Below are 18075 nucleotides of genomic sequence, written 5' to 3'. Positions count from 1 at the left end.
GGGTGCGATGGCCACGAAGCCGCCCAAGGGCGATCCGGTTCAGGACGCGCCGCAGGTCGCCGAGCCCCAGCACGCGGCGGCGGGGCTCCCGGCCATCGGGCACACCCTGCGCATCGCCCAGCGGCAGATGGGCGTGCGCCGCACCGCGCTGACCCTGCTGCGGGTCAACCAGAAGGACGGCTTCGACTGCCCCGGCTGCGCCTGGCCCGAGCCGGAGCACCGGCACGCGGCGGAGTTCTGCGAGAACGGCGCGAAGGCGGTCGCCGAGGAGGCCACCCTGCGCCGGGTCACCCCGGAGTTCTTCGCCGCGCACACCGTGGCGGAGCTGGCCGGGCGCAGCGGCTACTGGCTGGGCCAGCAGGGCCGCCTCACCCACCCCATGTACCTGCCCGAGGGCGCCGACCGCTACGAGCCGGTCACCTGGGAGCGTGCCTTCGGCATCGTTGCCGAGGAGATCGCCGCCCTCGCCTCCCCCGACGAGGCCGTCTTCTACACCTCGGGCCGCACCAGCAACGAGGCCGCCTTCCTCTACCAGCTGTTCGCCCGCGAGCTGGGCACCAACAACCTGCCCGACTGCTCCAACATGTGCCACGAGTCCTCCGGCTCGGCGCTGTCGGAGACGCTCGGCGTCGGCAAGGGCAGCGTCCTGCTGGACGACCTCCACCAGGCCGACCTGATCATCGTGGCCGGCCAGAACCCGGGCACCAACCACCCCCGGATGCTCTCCGCGCTGGAGAAGGCCAAGGCGAACGGCGCGCGGATCATCAGCGTCAACCCGCTGCCCGAAGCGGGCCTGGAGCGCTTCAAGAACCCGCAGACGCCCAAGGGCCTCGCCGCCGGCGCCGCGCTCACCGACCTGTTCCTCCAGATCCGCATCGGCGGCGACCAGGCCCTCTTCCGCCTCCTCAACAAGCTGATCCTGGAGACCGGCGGCGCCGTCGACGAGCTGTTCGTGCGCGAGCACACCCACGGCTTCGAGGAGTTCGCCGAGGCCGCCCGCGCCGCCGACTGGGACGAGACGCTGAGGGCGACCGGCCTCACCCGCGCGGAGATCGACCGCGCCTTCGAGATGGTCCTCGCCTCGCAGCGCACCATCGTGTGCTGGGCGATGGGCCTGACCCAGCACAAGCACTCGGTGCCCACCATCCGCGAGGTCGTCAACTTCCTGCTGCTGCGCGGCAACATCGGGCGCACGGGCGCGGGCGTGTGCCCGGTGCGCGGCCACTCCAACGTGCAGGGCGACCGCACGATGGGCATCTTCGAACGGCCCGCCCCGGCCTTCCTGGACGCGCTGGAGAAGGAGTTCGGCTTCGCCCCGCCGCGCGAGCACGGCTACGACGTGGTGCGGGCCATCCGCGCCCTGCGCGACGGCGCGGCCAAGGTGTTCTTCGCCATGGGCGGCAACTTCGTCTCCGCCTCCCCCGACACCGACGTCACCGAGGCCGCCATGCGCCGGGCCCGGCTGACCGTGCACGTGTCCACCAAGCTCAACCGCTCCCACGTCGTCACCGGCGCGCGCGCCCTGATCCTGCCCACCCTCGGCCGCACCGAGCGCGACGTGCAGGCGGGCGGCGAGCAGTTCGTCACCGTCGAGGACTCCATGGGCATGGTGCACGCCTCCCGCGGCCGCCTGGAGCCCGCCGGCCGCCACCTGCTGTCCGAACCGGCCATCGTGGCCCGCTTGGCCCGCCGGGTGCTCGGCGCGGACAGCGTGGTGCCGTGGGAGGAGTTCGAGCGGGACTACGCCGCGATCCGCGACCGGATCGCCCGCGTCGTCCCCGGCTTCGAGGACTTCAACGCGCGCGTGGCCCGCCCCGGCGGCTTCGCGCTGCCGCACGGCCCGCGCGACGAGCGCCGCTTCCCGACGGCCACCGGCAAGGCCAACTTCACCGCCGCGCCGGTGGAGTACCCCGAGCTGCCCGAGGGCCGGCTGCTGTTGCAGACGCTGCGTTCGCACGACCAGTACAACACCACGATCTACGGCCTCGACGACCGCTACCGGGGCATCCGCGGCGGCCGGCGGGTGGTCCTGGTCAACCCCGAGGACGCGCGCGCCCTCGGACTGGCCGACGGGACGTACGTCGACCTCGTCGGCGAGTGGAAGGACGGGGTGGAGCGGCGCGCCCCCGGCTTCCGCCTCGTGCACTACCCGACGGCCCGGGGCTGCGCGGCGGCGTACTACCCGGAGACGAACGTCCTGGTGCCGCTGGACGCCACCGCGGACACCAGCAACACCCCGGCCAGCAAGTCCGTCGTGGTGCGTCTGGAACAATCGGCGACCGACTGAGCGCTTGCTCAGTCGAGTAGTGGCCGATCGACGACGGACGGAGCCGGTTCCATGGGCGAGCAGCACGAAGTGAAGTTCCCGCAAGAGGTCATCGACGAGTACGCCGCGCTCGGCGTCGATCTGCCCGCCCTGTTCTCCGCCGGGCACCTCGGCACCCGGATGGGCGTCCAGATCCTGGAGGCGTCCGCCGAGCGGGTCGTCGCCACCATGCCGGTGGAGGGCAACACCCAGCCGTACGGGCTGCTGCACGGCGGCGCCTCCGCCGTGCTGGCCGAGACGCTGGGCTCGGTCGGCGCGATGCTGCACGGCGGCAGCTCCAAGATCGCCGTCGGCGTCGACCTGAACTGCACCCATCACCGCGGGGTGCGCTCCGGTCTGGTCACGGGCGTGGCCACCCCGCTGCACCGGGGGCGGTCCACGGCGACGTACGAGGTCGTGATCAGCGACGAGCAGGGGCGGCGGGTGTGCAGCGCCCGGCTGACGTGTCTGCTGCGGGATCTGAACGCGGGCGAGCAGACGCCTGCGGCCGGCTGAACCCGGGCCCCTCGGTCACCGGTACGGCCGGGTGCCGGTGCGGCGGTGCCCGTGCGGGCGGGGCCCGAGCCGCGGAGGACGGCCGGCGTCACTCGGACAGGCACCCGAGTCCTGGGCCGTGCCCACCCGTTCCGCCCTGCGGAACGCCTGCCCACGGCTGGTACGGGAACGGGTGCCGGCCCACGGTTGGTACGGGTGCCGGGTGTCTGCCCACGGCCGGTACGGGTGCCGGGTGTCTGCCTACGGCTGGTACGGGAACGGGCGCGAGCCCATGACCGGTACGGGTGCCAGGTGTCTGCCCACGGCCGGTAGGGGTACGGGTGTCCGCCCGCGGCCGGTACAGGTACGGGCGCCAGCCCACGGCCGGTACGGGCACGGGAGCGAGCCCACGGCTCGTGCGGGTGCCTGCCCGGGGGGCTTGTGCGTTTCGTTGCCCGGCAGGTGCGCAGGTCCTAGTTTCGGAGCATGGGGGCGCGAGGAGTTGCGCGGTATGGGGGGACGGCTCTTGGGGGGCCGCTCGTCGCGGCGCTGCTGGCGGGCGCGGTGGTGGCCGGCTGCGCCGGACACGGCGGCGCACCCGCCCCGCCGTCCGCCGCCGCCCGGCCGTCCGCCCCGCCGTCCGTCGCCGATCGGCCGCCGTCACCGCCGTCACCTCGGGTGACGTCCCCGGCGCGGCTGTGCGCCGACGTCGTCGCCCACTGGGCGCGCGAGACGCTCGACGACGGCGTCTACGGCGACTACCAGTCGATGGGGCTGTCCAACGGGCAGTACGAGATCCTGCGCCGGATCGTGGCCGCCGCCCGCCCCGTGCGGCAGCGCCAAGGCGACCGGGCGGCAGATGAGTTGATCGTGCGTCGGGCGAACGCCGCCTGCGCCGAGCGGTACCGCGACGGCGCCCCCGGCAAGGGGCCGTGGCAGTGAGCGGCATCGGCCCGCTCGAACCGGGCGAGGACACCCGCGCCGAGGACACCCGCGCCGAGCACACCGGCGTCCCCGAGGACTCCCGCGCCCGCCGCCGCGACCGGCGCCGCCGCTTCGTCCTCGTCGCCGCCGTGCTCGTCGCCCTGCTGGCCGGCGTCGGATTCCTCCAGGCCGCCCGCACGCGGCAACTCCCGCGCCTCGCACCGCCGTCGCCCGCACCGCCGTACCCCTCGCAGGTGGTCGACGTCTCCTATCTGGACCCGGTGGCCACCCCGCGCGGCGCGCCGCCGGGCAGCTTCAGTTTCGCGCTGCTGGTGAGTGTGGAATCCGGGCCTCCGGTGACCGTGAGCGCGCTCGACCAGCCGTATGCGGGACTTTCCGTCACCTCCACGCCCCGTCCGCCCTTCCGGACGGCGGCGGGCACCGCACGCAAGATCGTCATCACCCTGCATGTCAGGGAATGCGGGAAAATTCCGGAGAATGCGGGACTTCCTTTCGTGGATGTAACACTGCGTAATACCCGCGCAATGGAGGTCCAGAGTTTCATCCTGGGGCCGCGGTATGCGCACGCCCTCTCCGAGGCGCTGCAAGTAGCCTGTGGCAACGTTTCCCAGTCATCACCAAAACACCTTACACACCTGAACACAGCCGGGCGCGTCCTGCGGGTTCTCAGAATGCGGACGGGGCGAATCGGCCTGAATTCCGCTGTTCCACCCGCCGAGTACCGCTCTGCAATACGTCGTGTCATAACAAGAACGTCACAGCATTGGTCAGACTCTCCTCCCCGTTCCCCACGCCCGCCTAGAGTCACCGCCAGTCACCGCACGGTCGGAAAATCTCTTCGGGCCGGCGCTCGACTCGGCCCCTTCCAGGGGGGAGGGCCGTGCAAGGGAAAGGACTGACCGTGCGTCAACGTTCGCTCATCGCCATCACCGCCGCGCTGGCTGCGGGAGCACTCACCCTCACCGCCTGTGGCTCCCGGGACGGAGACAAGAACTCCGACTCCGGTGACGGCGGCGGCGGAACCACCGTCACCATCGGCGTCGACGCCCCGCTGACCGGAGACCTGTCCGCCCTCGGCCTCGGCATCAAGAACTCCGCCGACCTCGCCGTCAAGACCGCGAACAAAAAGAACTACGTCAAGGGCGTCACCTTCAAACTCCAGGCCCGCGACGACCAGGCCCAGCCTTCTTCCGGCCAGCAGAACGCCGTCACCTTCGTTTCCGACAAGAGCGTTCTCGGTGTCGTCGGCCCGCTGAACTCCTCCGTCGCCGAATCGATGCAGAAGGTCTTCGACGACGCGAAACTGGTCGAGGTCTCCCCGGCCAACACCGGCCCCTCCCTCACCCAGGGCCCCGACTGGCGCACCAAGAAGGTCCGCCAGCACCCGTCGTACTTCCGTACCGCGACCACGGACGCCATCCAGGGCCCGTTCGCCGCCCAGTACGTCTACAACGACGCCAAGAAGAAGAAGGTCTTCGTCATCGACGACAAGAAGACCTACGGCGCCGGCCTCGCGGGCACCTTCACCGACGAGTTCAAGAAGCTCGGCGGCCAGGTCGTCGGCACCGAGCACATCAACCCCGACACCAAGGACTTCTCCGCGGTCGCCACCAAGGTGAAGAACTCCGGCGCCGACGTCGTCTACTACGGCGGCGAATACCCGCAGGCCGGCCCGCTCAGCAAGCAGATCAAGGCCGCCGGCGCCAAGATCCCGCTGGTCGGCGGCGACGGCATCAACGACGCCACCTACGCCAAGCTGGCCGGCCCCTCCGCCGCCGGCGACCTCGCCACCTCCGTCGGCGCCCCGGTCGAAAAGCTCGACTCCGCCAAGCAGTTCGTGGACGACTACAAGGCGGCCGGCTACAAGGAGGAGTACGCGGCCTACGGCGGCTACTCCTACGACTCCGCCTGGGCCATCATCGAGGCCGTCAAGAAGGTCGTCGACGACAACGGCGGCAAGCTCCCCGACGACGCCCGCGCCAAGGTCACCGAGGCCATGGCCAAGGTCTCCTTCGACGGTGTGACCGGCAAGGTCTCCTTCGACGAATACGGTGACGCGACCAACAAGCAGCTCACCGTCTACAAGGTCGACAACGGCGCCTTCGTGCCCGTGAAGTCGGGCACCTTCACCGGCTGACCCACACCCACACCGCTCAACAGCCGCGCGGGGCGTCGTTCCACTGGCGCCCCGCGCGGACTCACATCACGGTCACATCCGTCGAACGTCCGAAAGTCTCGGAGGACATGCGGTGAACGAACTGCCGCAGCAGCTGGTCAACGGCCTGCTACTGGGATCCATGTACGGGCTGGTCGCCATTGGCTACACGATGGTCTACGGCATCGTCCAGCTCATCAACTTCGCCCACGGCGAGATATTCATGACCGGCGCCTTCGGCGCCCTCACGGTCTACGTCTACATCCTGCCCGACGGCACCTCCATGTGGCTCGCGCTGCCCTGCATGCTGCTCGGCGCGATCATCGTCGCCGTCCTCGTCGCCATCGGGGCGGAACGGTTCGCCTACCGGCCCCTGCGCTCCGCCCCACGCCTCGCCCCCCTCATCACCGCCATCGGCCTCTCCCTCGCCCTCCAGCAGGCCGTCTGGGCGTGGTACCCCGACGCCAAGTCCGCCCGGCCCTTCCCGCAGATCCCCGGCGGCCCCTTCCACCTCGGCAGCGTCACCATCCAGACCGGCGACGTCTTCCTCCTCCTGGCCGCCCCCATCAGCATGGCCGTCCTCGGCTACTTCGTCATGAAGACCCGCACCGGACGCGGCATGCAGGCCACCGCCCAGGACCCCGACACCGCCAAACTCATGGGCGTCAACACCGACCGCATCATCGTCGTCGCCTTCGCCCTCGGCGCCGCCTTCGCCGCCGTCGGCGGCCTCGCCGACGGCCTCAAGTACGGCCAGATCGACTTCAAGATGGGCTTCATCCTCGGCCTCAAAGCCTTCACCGCGGCAGTCCTCGGCGGCATCGGCAACATCTACGGCGCCATGATCGGCGGCCTCGTCCTCGGCGTCGCCGAGACCCTCGCCACCGCCTACATCGCCGACATCCCCGGCATGGACAAGTTCGGCAGCAACACCTGGGCCGACGTCTGGGCCTTCGTACTCCTCATTCTCGTGCTCCTCTTCAGGCCCCAGGGCCTGCTCGGCGAGCGCGTCGCGGACAGGGCGTGACACCGATGACCACACAGACCACCGCACCCGAAACCCCCAGCACCCCCACCACCGGCACCCCCGCCACCGGCCTGATCGCCCTCCCCGAACACATCGGCCGCGCCCTCGCCACCGCCGGCGCCCTCCTCACCATCGCCGCCACCTTCCTCGCCTGGACCTGGACCGCCGACTTCCCCGGCGACCTCACCGTCTACGGCTACCCGGGCGGCCTCCAGGTCCTCGTCCTCATCGGCGGCGCCCTCACCACCCTCTTCGCCCTCTCCTCCTACGGCGTCAAGGGCCTCGGCTGGCTCGCCCCCGCCGGCGCCGACGCCGGCGTCAAACTCGCCGCACTCGCCACCTTCGCCACCGCCTGGTACACCGTCATCGCCATCAGCGTCGAACTCGGCGGCGTCGTCAACCTCGAACCCGGCGGCTACGTCGTCGCCGCCACCACCCTCGCCACCCTCCTCGGCGCCCTCGCCCTGCCCTTCAAGCGCCCCGCACCCGACCCCATCGACCCCGACAGCACCGGCTGGGAACAGTTCAGGCACCGCCTCGGCCACGGCTGGGACACCACCAAGGCCGTCTTCGCCGCCGACGCCCCCCGCCCCGTACGCGCCCTGCCGTCCTACGCCGAGATCCTCATCATCGTCGCCATCATGGCGCTCGGCCTCACCGTCTTCACCTACGGCATCGGCACCCCCTACGACGAACTCTTCGTCGGCTTCCTGATCATGGCCGGCTTCGGCTTCGCCGCCCTCAACAAGGCCGGCCTCATCGCCCACGCCTCCCAGATCACCGCCCGCCACCAGAACCTCTCCATCTGCGGCGCCTTCCTCGCCGCCGCCCTCTTCCCCTTCACCCAGACCGACGACAAATACGCCACCCTCGGCGTCTACATCCTCATCTTCGCCACCGTCGCCCTCGGCCTGAACATCGTCGTCGGCCTCGCCGGACTCCTCGACCTCGGCTACGTCGCCTTCCTCGGCGTCGGCGCCTACGCCGCCGCCCTCGTCTCCGGCTCCCCCAACTCCCCCTTCGACGTGCACTTCCCCTTCTGGGCAGCCGTCCTCGTCGGCGGCGCCGCCTCCCTCGTCTTCGGCGTCCTCATCGGCGCCCCCACCCTGCGCCTGCGCGGCGACTACCTCGCCATCGTCACCCTCGGCTTCGGAGAGATCTTCCGCATCACCGCCAACAACCTCGACGGCACCTCCGGACCCGACCTGACCAACGGCTCCAACGGCATCGCCTCCATCCCCAACCTCGACGTCCTCGGCTTCGACTTCGGCGCCCAGCACGACATGGGCGGCTTCACCATCGGCCGCTTCGCCAACTACTTCTTCCTGATGCTGCTCATCACCGCCGTCGTCGTCCTCGTCTTCCGGCGCAGCGGCAACTCCCGCATCGGCCGCGCCTGGGTCGCCATCCGCGAGGACGAGACCGCCGCCCTCGCCATGGGCATCAACGGCTTCCGCGTCAAGCTCATCGCCTTCGCCGTCGGCGCCTCCCTCGCCGGTCTCGCCGGCACCGTCCAGGCCCACGTCACCTACACCGTCACCCCCGAGCAGTACCTCTTCGCCGGCGCCGTACCGCCCAACTCCGCCTTCCTGCTCGCCGCCGTCGTCCTCGGCGGCATGGGCACCATCGCCGGCCCCCTCATCGGCGCCGCACTGCTCTTCCTCATCCCCAACAAGCTCCAGTTCCTCGGCAACTACCAGCTCTTCGCCTTCGGACTCGCCCTCATCCTGCTCATGCGCTTCCGCCCCGAGGGAATCGTCCCCAACCGACGCCGCCAACTGGAATTCCACGAAGAGGCCGACGCGCCCGCGGCCCTCGGCAAGACAGGGGCCTGACCACCATGACCACCGACACCACCGCCCAGGGCACCGCACCCGACGCCACCGCCCCCGGCACCACCGTCCTCGACGCACGCGGCGTCACCATGCGCTTCGGCGGCCTCACCGCCGTACGCGGCGTCGACCTCACCGTCGGCAGCGGCGAGATCGTCGGACTCATCGGCCCCAACGGCGCCGGCAAGACCACCTTCTTCAACTGCCTCACCGGCCTCTACGTCCCCACCGAAGGCGAAGTCCGCTACAAGGGCGCCGTCCTGCCGCCCAAATCCTTCAAGGTCACCGCGGCCGGCATCGCCCGCACCTTCCAGAACATCCGCCTCTTCGCCAACATGACGGTCCTGGAGAACGTCCTCGTCGGCCGCCACACCCGCACCAAGGAAGGCTTCTGGTCCGCCGTCCTGCGCGGCCCCGGCTTCCACAAGGCCGAAGCAGCCTCCCGCACACGCGCCATGGAACTCCTCGACTTCGTCGGCCTCGCCGACAAGGCCGACCACCTCGCCCGCAACCTCCCCTACGGCGAACAGCGCAAACTCGAGATCGCCCGCGCCCTCGCCAGCGAACCCGGCCTCCTCCTCCTGGACGAGCCCACCGCCGGCATGAACCCGCAGGAGACCCGCGCCACCGAAGAACTCGTCTTCGCCATCCGGGACATGGGCATCGCCATCCTCGTCATCGAGCACGACATGCGGTTCATCTTCAACCTCTGCGACCGCGTCGCCGTCCTCGTCCAGGGCGAAAAGCTCATCGAAGGCGACAGCGCCACCGTCCAGGGCGACGAACGCGTCATCGCCGCCTACCTCGGCGAACCCTTCGAAGGAGACCCCGGCGCCGAGGAGGCCGCCGAAGTCGCCCAGGCCGAGGCCCACGCGGCCGGCACCCGCGCCGAGACCGCCACCACGAAGGACACCGGCACGGCCACCGACACGGCCACAGACACGGCCACCGGCTCCACCGGCGCCACCGGGGACGACGCCACGCCCGGCAAGGAGAACCACCGATGACCACACTGCTCGAAGTCGAGGACCTGCGCGTCGCCTACGGCAAGATCGAGGCCGTCAAGGGCATCTCCTTCAAGGTCGAAGCCGGCCAGGTCGTCACCCTCATCGGCACCAACGGCGCCGGCAAGACCACCACCCTGCGCACCCTCTCCGGCCTCCTCAAGCCGGTCGGCGGACAGATCAGGTTCAACGGCAAGTCCCTCAAGAAGGTCCCCGCCCACCAGATCGTCTCCCTCGGCCTCGCCCACTCCCCCGAAGGCCGGCACATCTTCCCCCGCATGACCATCGAGGACAACCTCCGCCTCGGCGCCTTCCTCCGCAAGGACAGAAGCGCCATCGAGAAGGACATCCAGCGCGCCTACGACCTCTTCCCCATCCTCGGGGAACGCCGCAAGCAGGCCGCCGGCACCCTCTCCGGCGGCGAGCAGCAGATGCTCGCCATGGGCCGCGCCCTCATGTCCCAGCCCAAACTGCTCATGCTCGACGAACCCTCCATGGGCCTGTCCCCGATCATGATGCAGAAGATCATGGCGACCATCGCCGCGCTCAAATCCCAGGGCACCACCATCCTGCTCGTCGAACAGAACGCCCAGGCCGCCCTCTCCCTCGCCGACCAGGGCCACGTCATGGAGGTCGGCAGCATCGTTCTGTCCGGCACCGGACGCGACCTCCTGCACGACGAGTCGGTCCGCAAGGCCTACCTCGGCGAGGACTGAACACCACCCGACACACCAAGAGGCCCGCACCCCTACGCAAGGGATGCGGGCCTCTTCGGCACCTGTGCGGGGCGAGCCCGACCGGCTGCTACGCCGACTACTCCGGCTTCTCCGGCTTGCCGCCCTTGGCCGCCTTCTTCTCGTCGCTGTCCTGGATCACGGCCTCCGCCACCTGCTGCATCGACATACGACGGTCCATCGACGTCTTCTGGATCCAGCGGAACGCCGCCGGCTCACTCAACCCGTACTCCGTCTGGAGCACCGACTTCGCCCGGTCCACCAGCTTGCGCGTCTCCAGCCGCTGGGTGAGGTCGGCGACCTCCTTCTCCAGCTCCCTCAGCTCCGTGAACCGCGAGACGGCCATCTCGATCGCCGGCACCACATCGCTCTTGCTGAACGGCTTCACCAGATACGCCATCGCACCCGCGTCCCGCGCCCGCTCCACCAGATCGCGCTGCGAGAACGCCGTCAGCATCAGCACCGGCGCGATGCTCTCCTCGGCGATCCTCTCCGCCGCCGAGATGCCGTCGAGCTTCGGCATCTTCACGTCCAGGATCACCAGATCCGGCCGGTGCTCACGGGCCAGCTCCACCGCGCGCTCACCGTCCCCGGCCTCGCCGACGACGGAGTAGCCCTCCTCCTCCAGCATCTCTTTGAGATCCAGCCGGATCAGCGCCTCGTCCTCCGCGATGACGACACGGGTCGTCAACGGGGGCACATGCGACTTGTCGTCATCGGACACGTCCAGGGGCTGGGGCGACTCGGCGGTCACGGGGGCGCTCCTTGTTCCGGGGGAGGCAGATACTGCTCCCAAGAGCCTACCTAGCTGCGGTAAGGTAGGGCACGGCGGGTCGGAGTGGACCTTCGATTCGTTAGGCCCCGGTAGCCCAATTGGCAGCAGGCAATGGATTCAAAACCCATACAGTGTCGGTTCGAGTCCGACCCGGGGCACTTTTCCTTCGATTTCAAGGTCAGTTTTTAAAGCGGACGTCCACGTTCTGCTGAACATCCGCTTTTTGCTGCGTGTCGACGCGATCACTCTCCAAGAGTGTCCACATGTACGACCTCAGCACACGCAAGCGAGCCCTCGCGTTGGTCTCCCAGGGCCGCAGCCTGAACTCCGTCAGCAAGCAGACGGGGATCTCCCGCGCCGCCATCCGCTCTTGGCGAAGTCGCCTCGAACCATCGCCTCGTATGGCTCCCCCGCCGTCCGGGCCGCCCGCGGACGAGGCGGCGTACGCCTACCTGCTGGGCCTCTATCTGGGCGACGGATGCCTCAGTCCACACCGCCGCGGCCACTACCTGCGGATCGCCTGCGCCGACGCCTGGCCGGGGCTCGTCCAGCAGTGCAGGGAAACGATCACCCGCGTGCGTCCCGGTGTCGGCGTCTTCACCGTGCAGAAGCAGGGGTGCGTCATGGTGACCAGTTACCTCCGGGACTGGCCCCGATTGTTCCCCCAGCACGGCCCCGGCAGGAAGCACGAGCGGCGGATCGTGCTCGAAGAGTGGCAGCGGGCGATCGTCGACGCGTACCCCTGGGAGTTCGTGCGGGGGCTCATCCACTCCGATGGGTGTCGCATCACCAACTGGACCACCCGTGTGGTCGGCGGGGAGCGTAAGCGCTACGAGTATCCCCGGTACTTCTTCACCAACGTCTCCGACGACATCCGGCGGCTCTGCACCGACACCCTGGACCGGCTCGGCGTCGAGTGGACGCAGTGCACCCGCAACGGCAACCCGTACAACATCTCCGTCGCCAAGAAGGACTCCGTCGCCCTCATGGACGCCCACGTGGGCGCCAAGTACTGACGCTCCCCTACCGAGGGCTGTCGTCCTCTCCGATGCGGTGGACCCGGACCAGGTTGGTGGCGCCGGCGACCCCGGGCGGGGAGCCCGCGGTGATCACCACCACGTCGCCCTCGCGGCAGCGCCCGTGGCGCAGCAGGAGTTCGTCCACCTGCTCGACCATCGCGTCGGTGGAGTCGGCGTGCGGGCCGAGGAAGGTCTCGACGCCCCAGGACATGCTGAGCCGGGAGCGGGTGGCGGGTTCGGGGGTGAAGGCGAGGAGGGGGATGGGCGAGCGGTAGCGGGACAGGCGGCGGGCGGTGTCGCCGGACTGGGTGAAGGCGACGAGGAACTTCGCGCCGAGGAAGTCGCCGATCTCCGCCGCGGCGCGGGCGAGGGCGCCGCCCTGGGTGCGGGGTTTGTCGCGTTCGGTCAGCGGGGGCAGTCCTTTGGCGAGGATGTCCTCCTCGGCCGCGGCGACGATTCTCGCCATGGTGCGGACCGTCTGCACGGGGTGTTTGCCGATGCTGGTCTCGCCGGAGAGCATGACCGCGTCCGTGCCGTCGATGACGGCGTTGGCGACGTCGCTGGCTTCCGCGCGGGTGGGGCGGGCGTTGTCGATCATGGAGTCGAGCATCTGGGTGGCGACGATCACGGGTTTGGCGTTGCGCCGGGCGAGTTCGACGGCGCGTTTCTGGACGATGGGGACCTGTTCGAGGGGCATTTCGACGCCGAGGTCGCCGCGGGCGACCATGATGCCGTCGAAGGCGGCGACGATGTCCTCGGCGGCTTCCACGGCCTGGGGTTTCTCGATCTTGGCGATGACGGGGAGGCGGCGGCCCTCGTCGTCCATGATGCGGTGGACGTCGAGGACGTCGCGCGCGCCGCGGACGAACGACAGGGCGATGACGTCGCATCCGGTGCGCAGTGCCCAGCGCAGGTCGTCCTCGTCCTTCTTGGACAGGGCGGGGACGGAGACGGCGACGGCGGGGAGGTTGAGGCCCTTGTGGTCGGAGACCATGCCGCCTTCCCGCACTCGGGTGCGGACGCGGGGTCCGTCGACGGCGGTGACCTCCAGGGCGACCTTGCCGTCGTCGACGAGGATGCGGTCGCCGGGGGTGACGTCGTCGGCGAGGCCGGCGTAGGTGGTGCCGCAGGTGTGGCGGTCGCCCTCGACGCCTTCTTCGACGGTGATGGTGAAGGTGTCGCCGCGTTCGAGGAGGACGGGGCCTTCGCGGAAGCGGTCGAGGCGGATCTTGGGGCCTTGGAGGTCAGCGAGGACGCCGACGCTGCGGCCGGTCTCGTCGGCGGCGCGGCGTACGTGCCGGTAGCGCTCCTCGTGCTCGGCGTGGGTGCCGTGGCTGAGGTTGAGGCGGGCGACGTCCATTCCGGCGTCGACCAGGGCCTTGATCCGGTGGTAGGTGTCGGTGGCGGGCCCCAGGGTGCAGACGATCTTTGCTCGGCGCATGGTGTGAGCCTAGGCCTTACCGTTCGGTAGGAACTCGGTGTCGGGTTGCTGTCCAACGTCCTTTCGGTGAAGGGGAGTTGAAGGGGTGTTGACATTCGGCGGTGTGTGCGGGCGGGCACTCTCACGGGTGCCGGGGGTCTCCTTGAAGAGGCGTTCTCCGGTTCTGACGTGATTACAGTTTGGGCGGTTTCATGGTGAATCGCGCGTTGAGTTGCGCGTAGACGTGCTGCCGTTCGGGTTCGAGGTCGAGCGGGGGCGCCTCGTCCGGCGCGGCGGGGCCGCCGTAGCCTGCCATCGAGCGCATGCGCGCGCCGGGGGCGGGTGGGAGGGGCTGCGGGCCCTCGGCGCCGATGTCGGCGATCTCGACGAGGGCGTCGAGGGTGGTGCCGAGTGCTTCGGCGTATTCCCTGGCGCGCTGGACGGCCTCGCGGACGGCCTGCTGGCGGGCCTGTCGGCGGGCGGGTGAGTCGGGGCGCAGTTCCCACCAGGGGCCGTCCACTCGGGTGAGGTCCAAGTCGGCCAGTCGGGTGGTGAGTTCGCCGAGGGCGGTGAAGTCGGTGAGTTCGGCGGTGAGGCGGACGGCGCCGTGGTAGGTGCGGATGCGTTCGCCTCGGCCGTGGCGGACGAGTTCGGGGGTGACGGACAGGGCGCCGGTCTCGACGCGTTCGACCGCTGGACCGTAGGACCTGACGAGGTGGAGGACGGCGGCGTTGCGGCGGGTGAGGTCGTCGAGGGCGGAGCGGCGGTCGCGGCCGCGGGCGGAGACGGTGATGCCGATGCGGGCGATCTCGGGGTCGACTTCGAGGTGGGCTTCGCCGCGTACGGCGATGCGGGGGGCGTCGGGGGTGCCGTAGGGCGTGGCGGGGGCGGCCGGTTGTGATCGCTCTTCCGGGTGAAGGGTCATACGTCCCACTGTGTCACCCGCGGTGGGTCTCGCGGGGTGTCCGGTCATCAGATCGCAACCTGTCGGGGGTGTTGCGCTTCGCCATGTGCCGGTCAGAATCTACGCGCGTCCATCTACGCGCGTCGTTGATCTTTCCCGAGGAGAACCAGACATGGCGTTGAACCGCCGGAAGTTCCTGAAGAAGTCGGCCGTGACCGGGGCGGGGGTGGCCCTGACGGGTGCGGCGGCGGCGCCGGCGGCCGAGGCGGCCGAGTACGCGACGGGGGCGGCGCACCACCCGGGCAGGCAGCCCAAGCGGTACGCGCTGACCGTGCTGGGCACCACCGATCTGCATGGGCACGTCTTCAACTGGGACTACTTCAAGGACGCGGAGTACAAGGACGCGGCGGGCAACGCGCAGGGTCTGGCGCGGATCTCGACGCTGGTGAACGAGATCCGCCGGGAGCGGGGCCGGCACAACACGCTGCTGCTGGACGCGGGTGACACGATCCAGGGCACTCCGCTGACGTACTACTACGCGAAGGTGGACCCGATCACCGCCAAGGGCGGTCCGGTGCACCCGATGGCGCAGGCGATGAACGCGATCGGGTACGACGCGGCGGCGCTGGGCAACCACGAGTTCAACTACGGCATCGAGACGCTGCGCACGTTCGAGCGGCAGCTGGACTTCCCGCTGCTGGGCGCCAACGCGCTGGACGCGAAGACGCAGCGGCCGGCGTTCGCGCCGTACTTCATGAAGAAGTTCCAGGTGCACGGCGGTCCGCCGGTGAAGGTGGCGGTGCTGGGGCTGACCAACCCGGGCATCGCGATCTGGGACAAGGCGTATGTGCAGGGCAAGTTGACGTTCCCGGGGCTGGAGGAGCAGGCGGCCAAGTGGGTGCCGAAGCTGCGTTCGATGGGTGCGGACGTGGTGATCGTGTCGGCGCACTCGGGTACGTCGGGCACGTCGTCCTACGGTGACCAGTTGCCGTATGTGGAGGACGCGGCGGCGAACGTGGCCCGGCAGGTGCCGGGGATCGACGCGATCCTGGTGGGTCACGCGCATCTGGAGATCCCGGAGCTGAAGGTCGTCAACGAGAAGACGGGCCGGACGGTCGTGCTGTCGGAGCCGCTGTGCTACGCGGAGCGGCTCTCCGTCTTCGACATCGACCTGGTGTTCGAGAAGGGGCGGTGGCACGTGGAGTCGGTCGCGGCGTCGCTGCGCGACTCCCGCACGGTCGCCGACGACCCGCGCATCACCCGGCTGCTGAAGGACGAGCACGCGAAGGTCGTCACGTACGTCAACCAGGTGGTCGGACAGGCGACGGACACCCTGACGACGGTGGACGCCCGGTACAAGGACGCGCCGATCATCGACCTGATCACCAAGGTGCAGGAGGACGTGGTGAAGGCCGCGCTGGCCGGCACCGCGTACGCCGCGCTGCCGGTGATCGCGCAGGCCTCGCCGTTCTCGCGGACCTCGGAGATCCACGCGGGCGACGTGACGATCCGGGACCTGTCGAGCCTGTACGTGTACGACAACACGCTGGTCGCGAAGTTGCTGACGGGCGCGCAGGTGCGGGCGTACCTGGAGTACTCGGCGGAGTACTTCGCGCAGACGGCGGCGGGCGCGGCGGTCGACGTGGACAAGCTGACCAACGCGAACAACCGTCCGGACTACAACTACGACTACGTGTCGGGGCTGAAGTACGACATCGACGTCGCCCAGCCGGCCGGGTCGCGGATCAAGAACCTGACCTTCAACGGGGCGGCGCTGGACGACGCGCAGCAGTTCGTGCTGGCGGTGAACAACTACCGGGCCAACGGCGGCGGCGCGTTCCCGTACGTGGCGGCGGCCAAGGAGCTGTGGTCGGAGTCGACGGAGATCCGGACCCGGATCGCCGAGTGGGTGACGGCGAAGGGTGTGCTGGACCCGAAGGACTTCGCCTCGGTGGACTGGCGGCTGACGCGCGACGGCACGCCGGTGTTCTAGGGGCGCACGGGGTCCGGCGCGGCGGCGGCATGTCCGCGCCGCCGCCGGATCCCCGCACAGTGCTGAGGTGTGCGGCCTCAGATTCCGTCCGCCGAGGGGGTCAGCGCTCTGGCCCGGTGGGGGTGCGGGGTCCGGGGCCGCTGCTGTTGTTCGCGCAGGCCGAAGGTGGTGAAGGCGGTGCGGGCGGGCAGCGGGTAGGTGTCCTTGCCGGTCACCGTGTTGAGGATGGTGGCGCTGCGCCAGGCGGCGAGGCCGAGGTCGGGGGTGCCGACGCCGTGGGTGTGCAGTTCGGCGTTCTGGACGTGGACGTGGCAGCCGGCGGCGGCGACGGCGGGGTCCATGACGAGGCGGTGGCGCTCGTCGACGCGGGGGCGGCCCCGGCCGTCGTGGCGCAGGTGGGGGGCGAGGCCGTCCAGGAGCGGGGTGAGGGGGCGCCGGCGGTGGCCGGTGGCGAGGACGACGGCGTCGGTGGTGAGGCGGGTGCTCGCGCCCTGCTGGGTGTGTTCGAGGTGGAGTTCGATCGCGTGGGCGGGGCGGCGTTCGGCGGCGCGGACGCGGACGCCGGGGGTGAGGACGGTGTCGGGCCAGCCGCCGTGCAGGGTGCGGCGGTAGAGCTCGTCGTGGATGGCGGCGAGGGTGTCGGCGTCGATGGCCTTGTGCAGTTGCCACTGGGCGGGGACGAGCCGGTCGCGGACGGGTTCGGGCAGGGCGTGGAAGTAGCGGGTGTAGTCGGGGGTGAAGTGCTCCAGGCCGAGTTTGGAGTACTCCATGGGGGCGAACGCCTCGGTGCGGCCGATCCAGGTGAGGCGTTCGCGGCCGGCGGGGCGGTGGCGCAGCAGGTCGAGGAAGATCTCGGCGCCGGACTGTCCGGAGCCGACGACCGTGATGTGGCCGGCGGCCAGGAGGGTGTCGCGGTGGCCGAGGTAGTCGGCGGCGTGCACGACGGGGGCGCCGGGGGTGTTGAGCAGGGGGCGCAGTGGGGCGGGGACGTGGGGTTCGGTGCCGATGCCGAGGACGACGTGCCGGGTGTGGGCGCGGCCGGTGGAGGCGGCTCGGCCGTCGGCGTCGAGTCGGGTGAAGTCGACTTCGAAGAGGCGGTGTTCGGGGTGCCAGTGGACGGCGTCGACCTGGTGGCCGAAGTGGAGGGCGGGGAGGTGGTCGCACACCCAGCGGCAGTAGGCGTCGTATTCGGCGCGTTGGAGGTGGAGGCGTTCGGCGAAGTAGAAGGGGTAGAGCCGGTCGTGGGCGCGCAGGTAGTTGAGGAAGGACCAGTTGCTGGTGGGGTCGGCGAGGCTGACCAGGTCGGCGAGGAAGGGGACTTGGACGCGGGCGCCGTCGATGAGCAGGCCGGGGTGCCAGTGGAAGCGGGGGCGCTGTTCGTAGAAGGCGGTGGCCAGGCCGGTGAGGGGGTGGGCGAGGGCGGCCAGGGAGAGGTTGAACGGGCCGACGCCGATGCCGACGAGGTCG

Annotated in this window: 15 protein-coding genes and 1 tRNA gene; 12 read left to right on the top strand and 4 right to left on the bottom strand. The window is 70.2% G+C overall.

Annotated elements, in window-relative coordinates; translation table 11 throughout:
- The first annotated feature begins 7 nt into the window (after window positions 1-7).
- From ABEB07_RS23310 to ABEB07_RS23270, 9 genes are all read left to right on the top strand, one after another.
- Complete coding sequence (locus ABEB07_RS23310; protein WP_345670130.1) at window positions 8-2287, top strand: FdhF/YdeP family oxidoreductase; 2280 nt, start codon at window positions 8-10, stop codon at window positions 2285-2287.
- 51 nt (window positions 2288-2338) lie between these two features.
- Window positions 2339-2821 (top strand): hotdog fold thioesterase, encoded by a 483-nt coding sequence (locus ABEB07_RS23305; protein WP_164583395.1) that lies wholly within the window; start codon window positions 2339-2341, stop codon window positions 2819-2821.
- A 657-nt stretch (window positions 2822-3478) separates the two neighbouring features.
- The gene (locus ABEB07_RS23300) at window positions 3479-3742 is read left to right on the top strand and encodes a hypothetical protein (RefSeq protein ID WP_345670129.1); all 264 of its coding nucleotides are present in this window, start codon (window positions 3479-3481) and stop codon (window positions 3740-3742) included.
- Window positions 3739-4644: a hypothetical protein gene (locus ABEB07_RS23295; protein WP_345670128.1), complete on the top strand. Its 906-nt coding sequence runs from the start codon at window positions 3739-3741 to the stop codon at window positions 4642-4644. Before ABEB07_RS23300 ends, ABEB07_RS23295 begins: the two co-directional genes overlap by 4 nt.
- Before the next feature lie 2 nt (window positions 4645-4646).
- A complete protein-coding gene (locus ABEB07_RS23290) occupies window positions 4647-5882 on the top strand; it encodes a branched-chain amino acid ABC transporter substrate-binding protein (RefSeq protein ID WP_164589231.1) in 1236 nt (411 codons plus the stop codon).
- Window positions 5883-5994: 112 nt separating this feature from the next.
- Window positions 5995-6927, top strand: coding sequence for a branched-chain amino acid ABC transporter permease (locus ABEB07_RS23285; RefSeq protein ID WP_164589232.1), 933 nt, complete (start codon window positions 5995-5997; stop codon window positions 6925-6927).
- 5 nt (window positions 6928-6932) lie between these two features.
- Window positions 6933-8762: a branched-chain amino acid ABC transporter permease gene (locus tag ABEB07_RS23280; RefSeq protein ID WP_345670127.1), complete on the top strand. Its 1830-nt coding sequence runs from the start codon at window positions 6933-6935 to the stop codon at window positions 8760-8762.
- Window positions 8763-8767: 5 nt separating this feature from the next.
- The gene (locus ABEB07_RS23275) at window positions 8768-9766 is read left to right on the top strand and encodes an ABC transporter ATP-binding protein (RefSeq protein WP_176148543.1); all 999 of its coding nucleotides are present in this window, start codon (window positions 8768-8770) and stop codon (window positions 9764-9766) included.
- Window positions 9763-10479: an ABC transporter ATP-binding protein gene (locus tag ABEB07_RS23270; RefSeq protein WP_164589235.1), complete on the top strand. Its 717-nt coding sequence runs from the start codon at window positions 9763-9765 to the stop codon at window positions 10477-10479. The genes ABEB07_RS23275 and ABEB07_RS23270 overlap by 4 nt, the downstream gene beginning before the upstream one ends.
- A 97-nt stretch (window positions 10480-10576) precedes the next feature.
- Here ABEB07_RS23270 and ABEB07_RS23265 read toward each other — a convergent pair whose 3' ends face one another.
- Window positions 10577-11251 (bottom strand): ANTAR domain-containing response regulator, encoded by a 675-nt coding sequence (locus ABEB07_RS23265; protein WP_176148544.1) that lies wholly within the window; start codon window positions 11249-11251, stop codon window positions 10577-10579.
- Between the two features lie 104 nt (window positions 11252-11355).
- Here ABEB07_RS23265 and ABEB07_RS23260 point away from each other — a divergent pair.
- Together ABEB07_RS23260 and ABEB07_RS23255 are read left to right on the top strand one after the other, a co-directional pair.
- Window positions 11356-11430 (top strand) — tRNA-Leu (locus tag ABEB07_RS23260).
- 105 nt (window positions 11431-11535) lie between these two features.
- Entirely contained in the window at window positions 11536-12288 is a 753-nt protein-coding gene (locus ABEB07_RS23255; RefSeq protein WP_345670125.1) for a transcriptional regulator, read from the top strand.
- Between the two features lie 7 nt (window positions 12289-12295).
- On the opposite strand, the gene pyk is transcribed toward ABEB07_RS23255, so the two are convergent.
- Window positions 12296-13732 carry a pyruvate kinase gene (gene pyk / locus ABEB07_RS23250; RefSeq protein WP_345670123.1) on the bottom strand — a complete coding sequence of 479 codons (1437 nt, stop codon included), beginning with the start codon at window positions 13730-13732 and terminating at the stop codon, window positions 12296-12298.
- Between the two features lie 172 nt (window positions 13733-13904).
- Window positions 13905-14636, bottom strand: coding sequence for an SIMPL domain-containing protein (locus ABEB07_RS23245; protein WP_345670122.1), 732 nt, complete (start codon window positions 14634-14636; stop codon window positions 13905-13907).
- Window positions 14637-14787: 151 nt separating this feature from the next.
- Between ABEB07_RS23245 and ABEB07_RS23240 the strand changes: the two genes are divergently transcribed.
- Window positions 14788-16608, top strand: coding sequence for a bifunctional metallophosphatase/5'-nucleotidase (locus ABEB07_RS23240; protein WP_345670120.1), 1821 nt, complete (start codon window positions 14788-14790; stop codon window positions 16606-16608).
- 77 nt (window positions 16609-16685) lie between these two features.
- On the opposite strand, the gene ABEB07_RS23235 is transcribed toward ABEB07_RS23240, so the two are convergent.
- On the bottom strand, window positions 16686-18075 hold a 1390-nt coding region (locus ABEB07_RS23235), incomplete at its 5' end, for a lysine N(6)-hydroxylase/L-ornithine N(5)-oxygenase family protein (RefSeq protein ID WP_345670118.1).

This window comes from Streptomyces similanensis, from assembly GCF_039543625.1.
Classification (GTDB): domain Bacteria; phylum Actinomycetota; class Actinomycetes; order Streptomycetales; family Streptomycetaceae; genus Streptomyces; species Streptomyces similanensis.
Note: the sequence above shows the minus strand (reverse complement) of the source record. Positions and strands in the feature narration are given on the sequence as shown.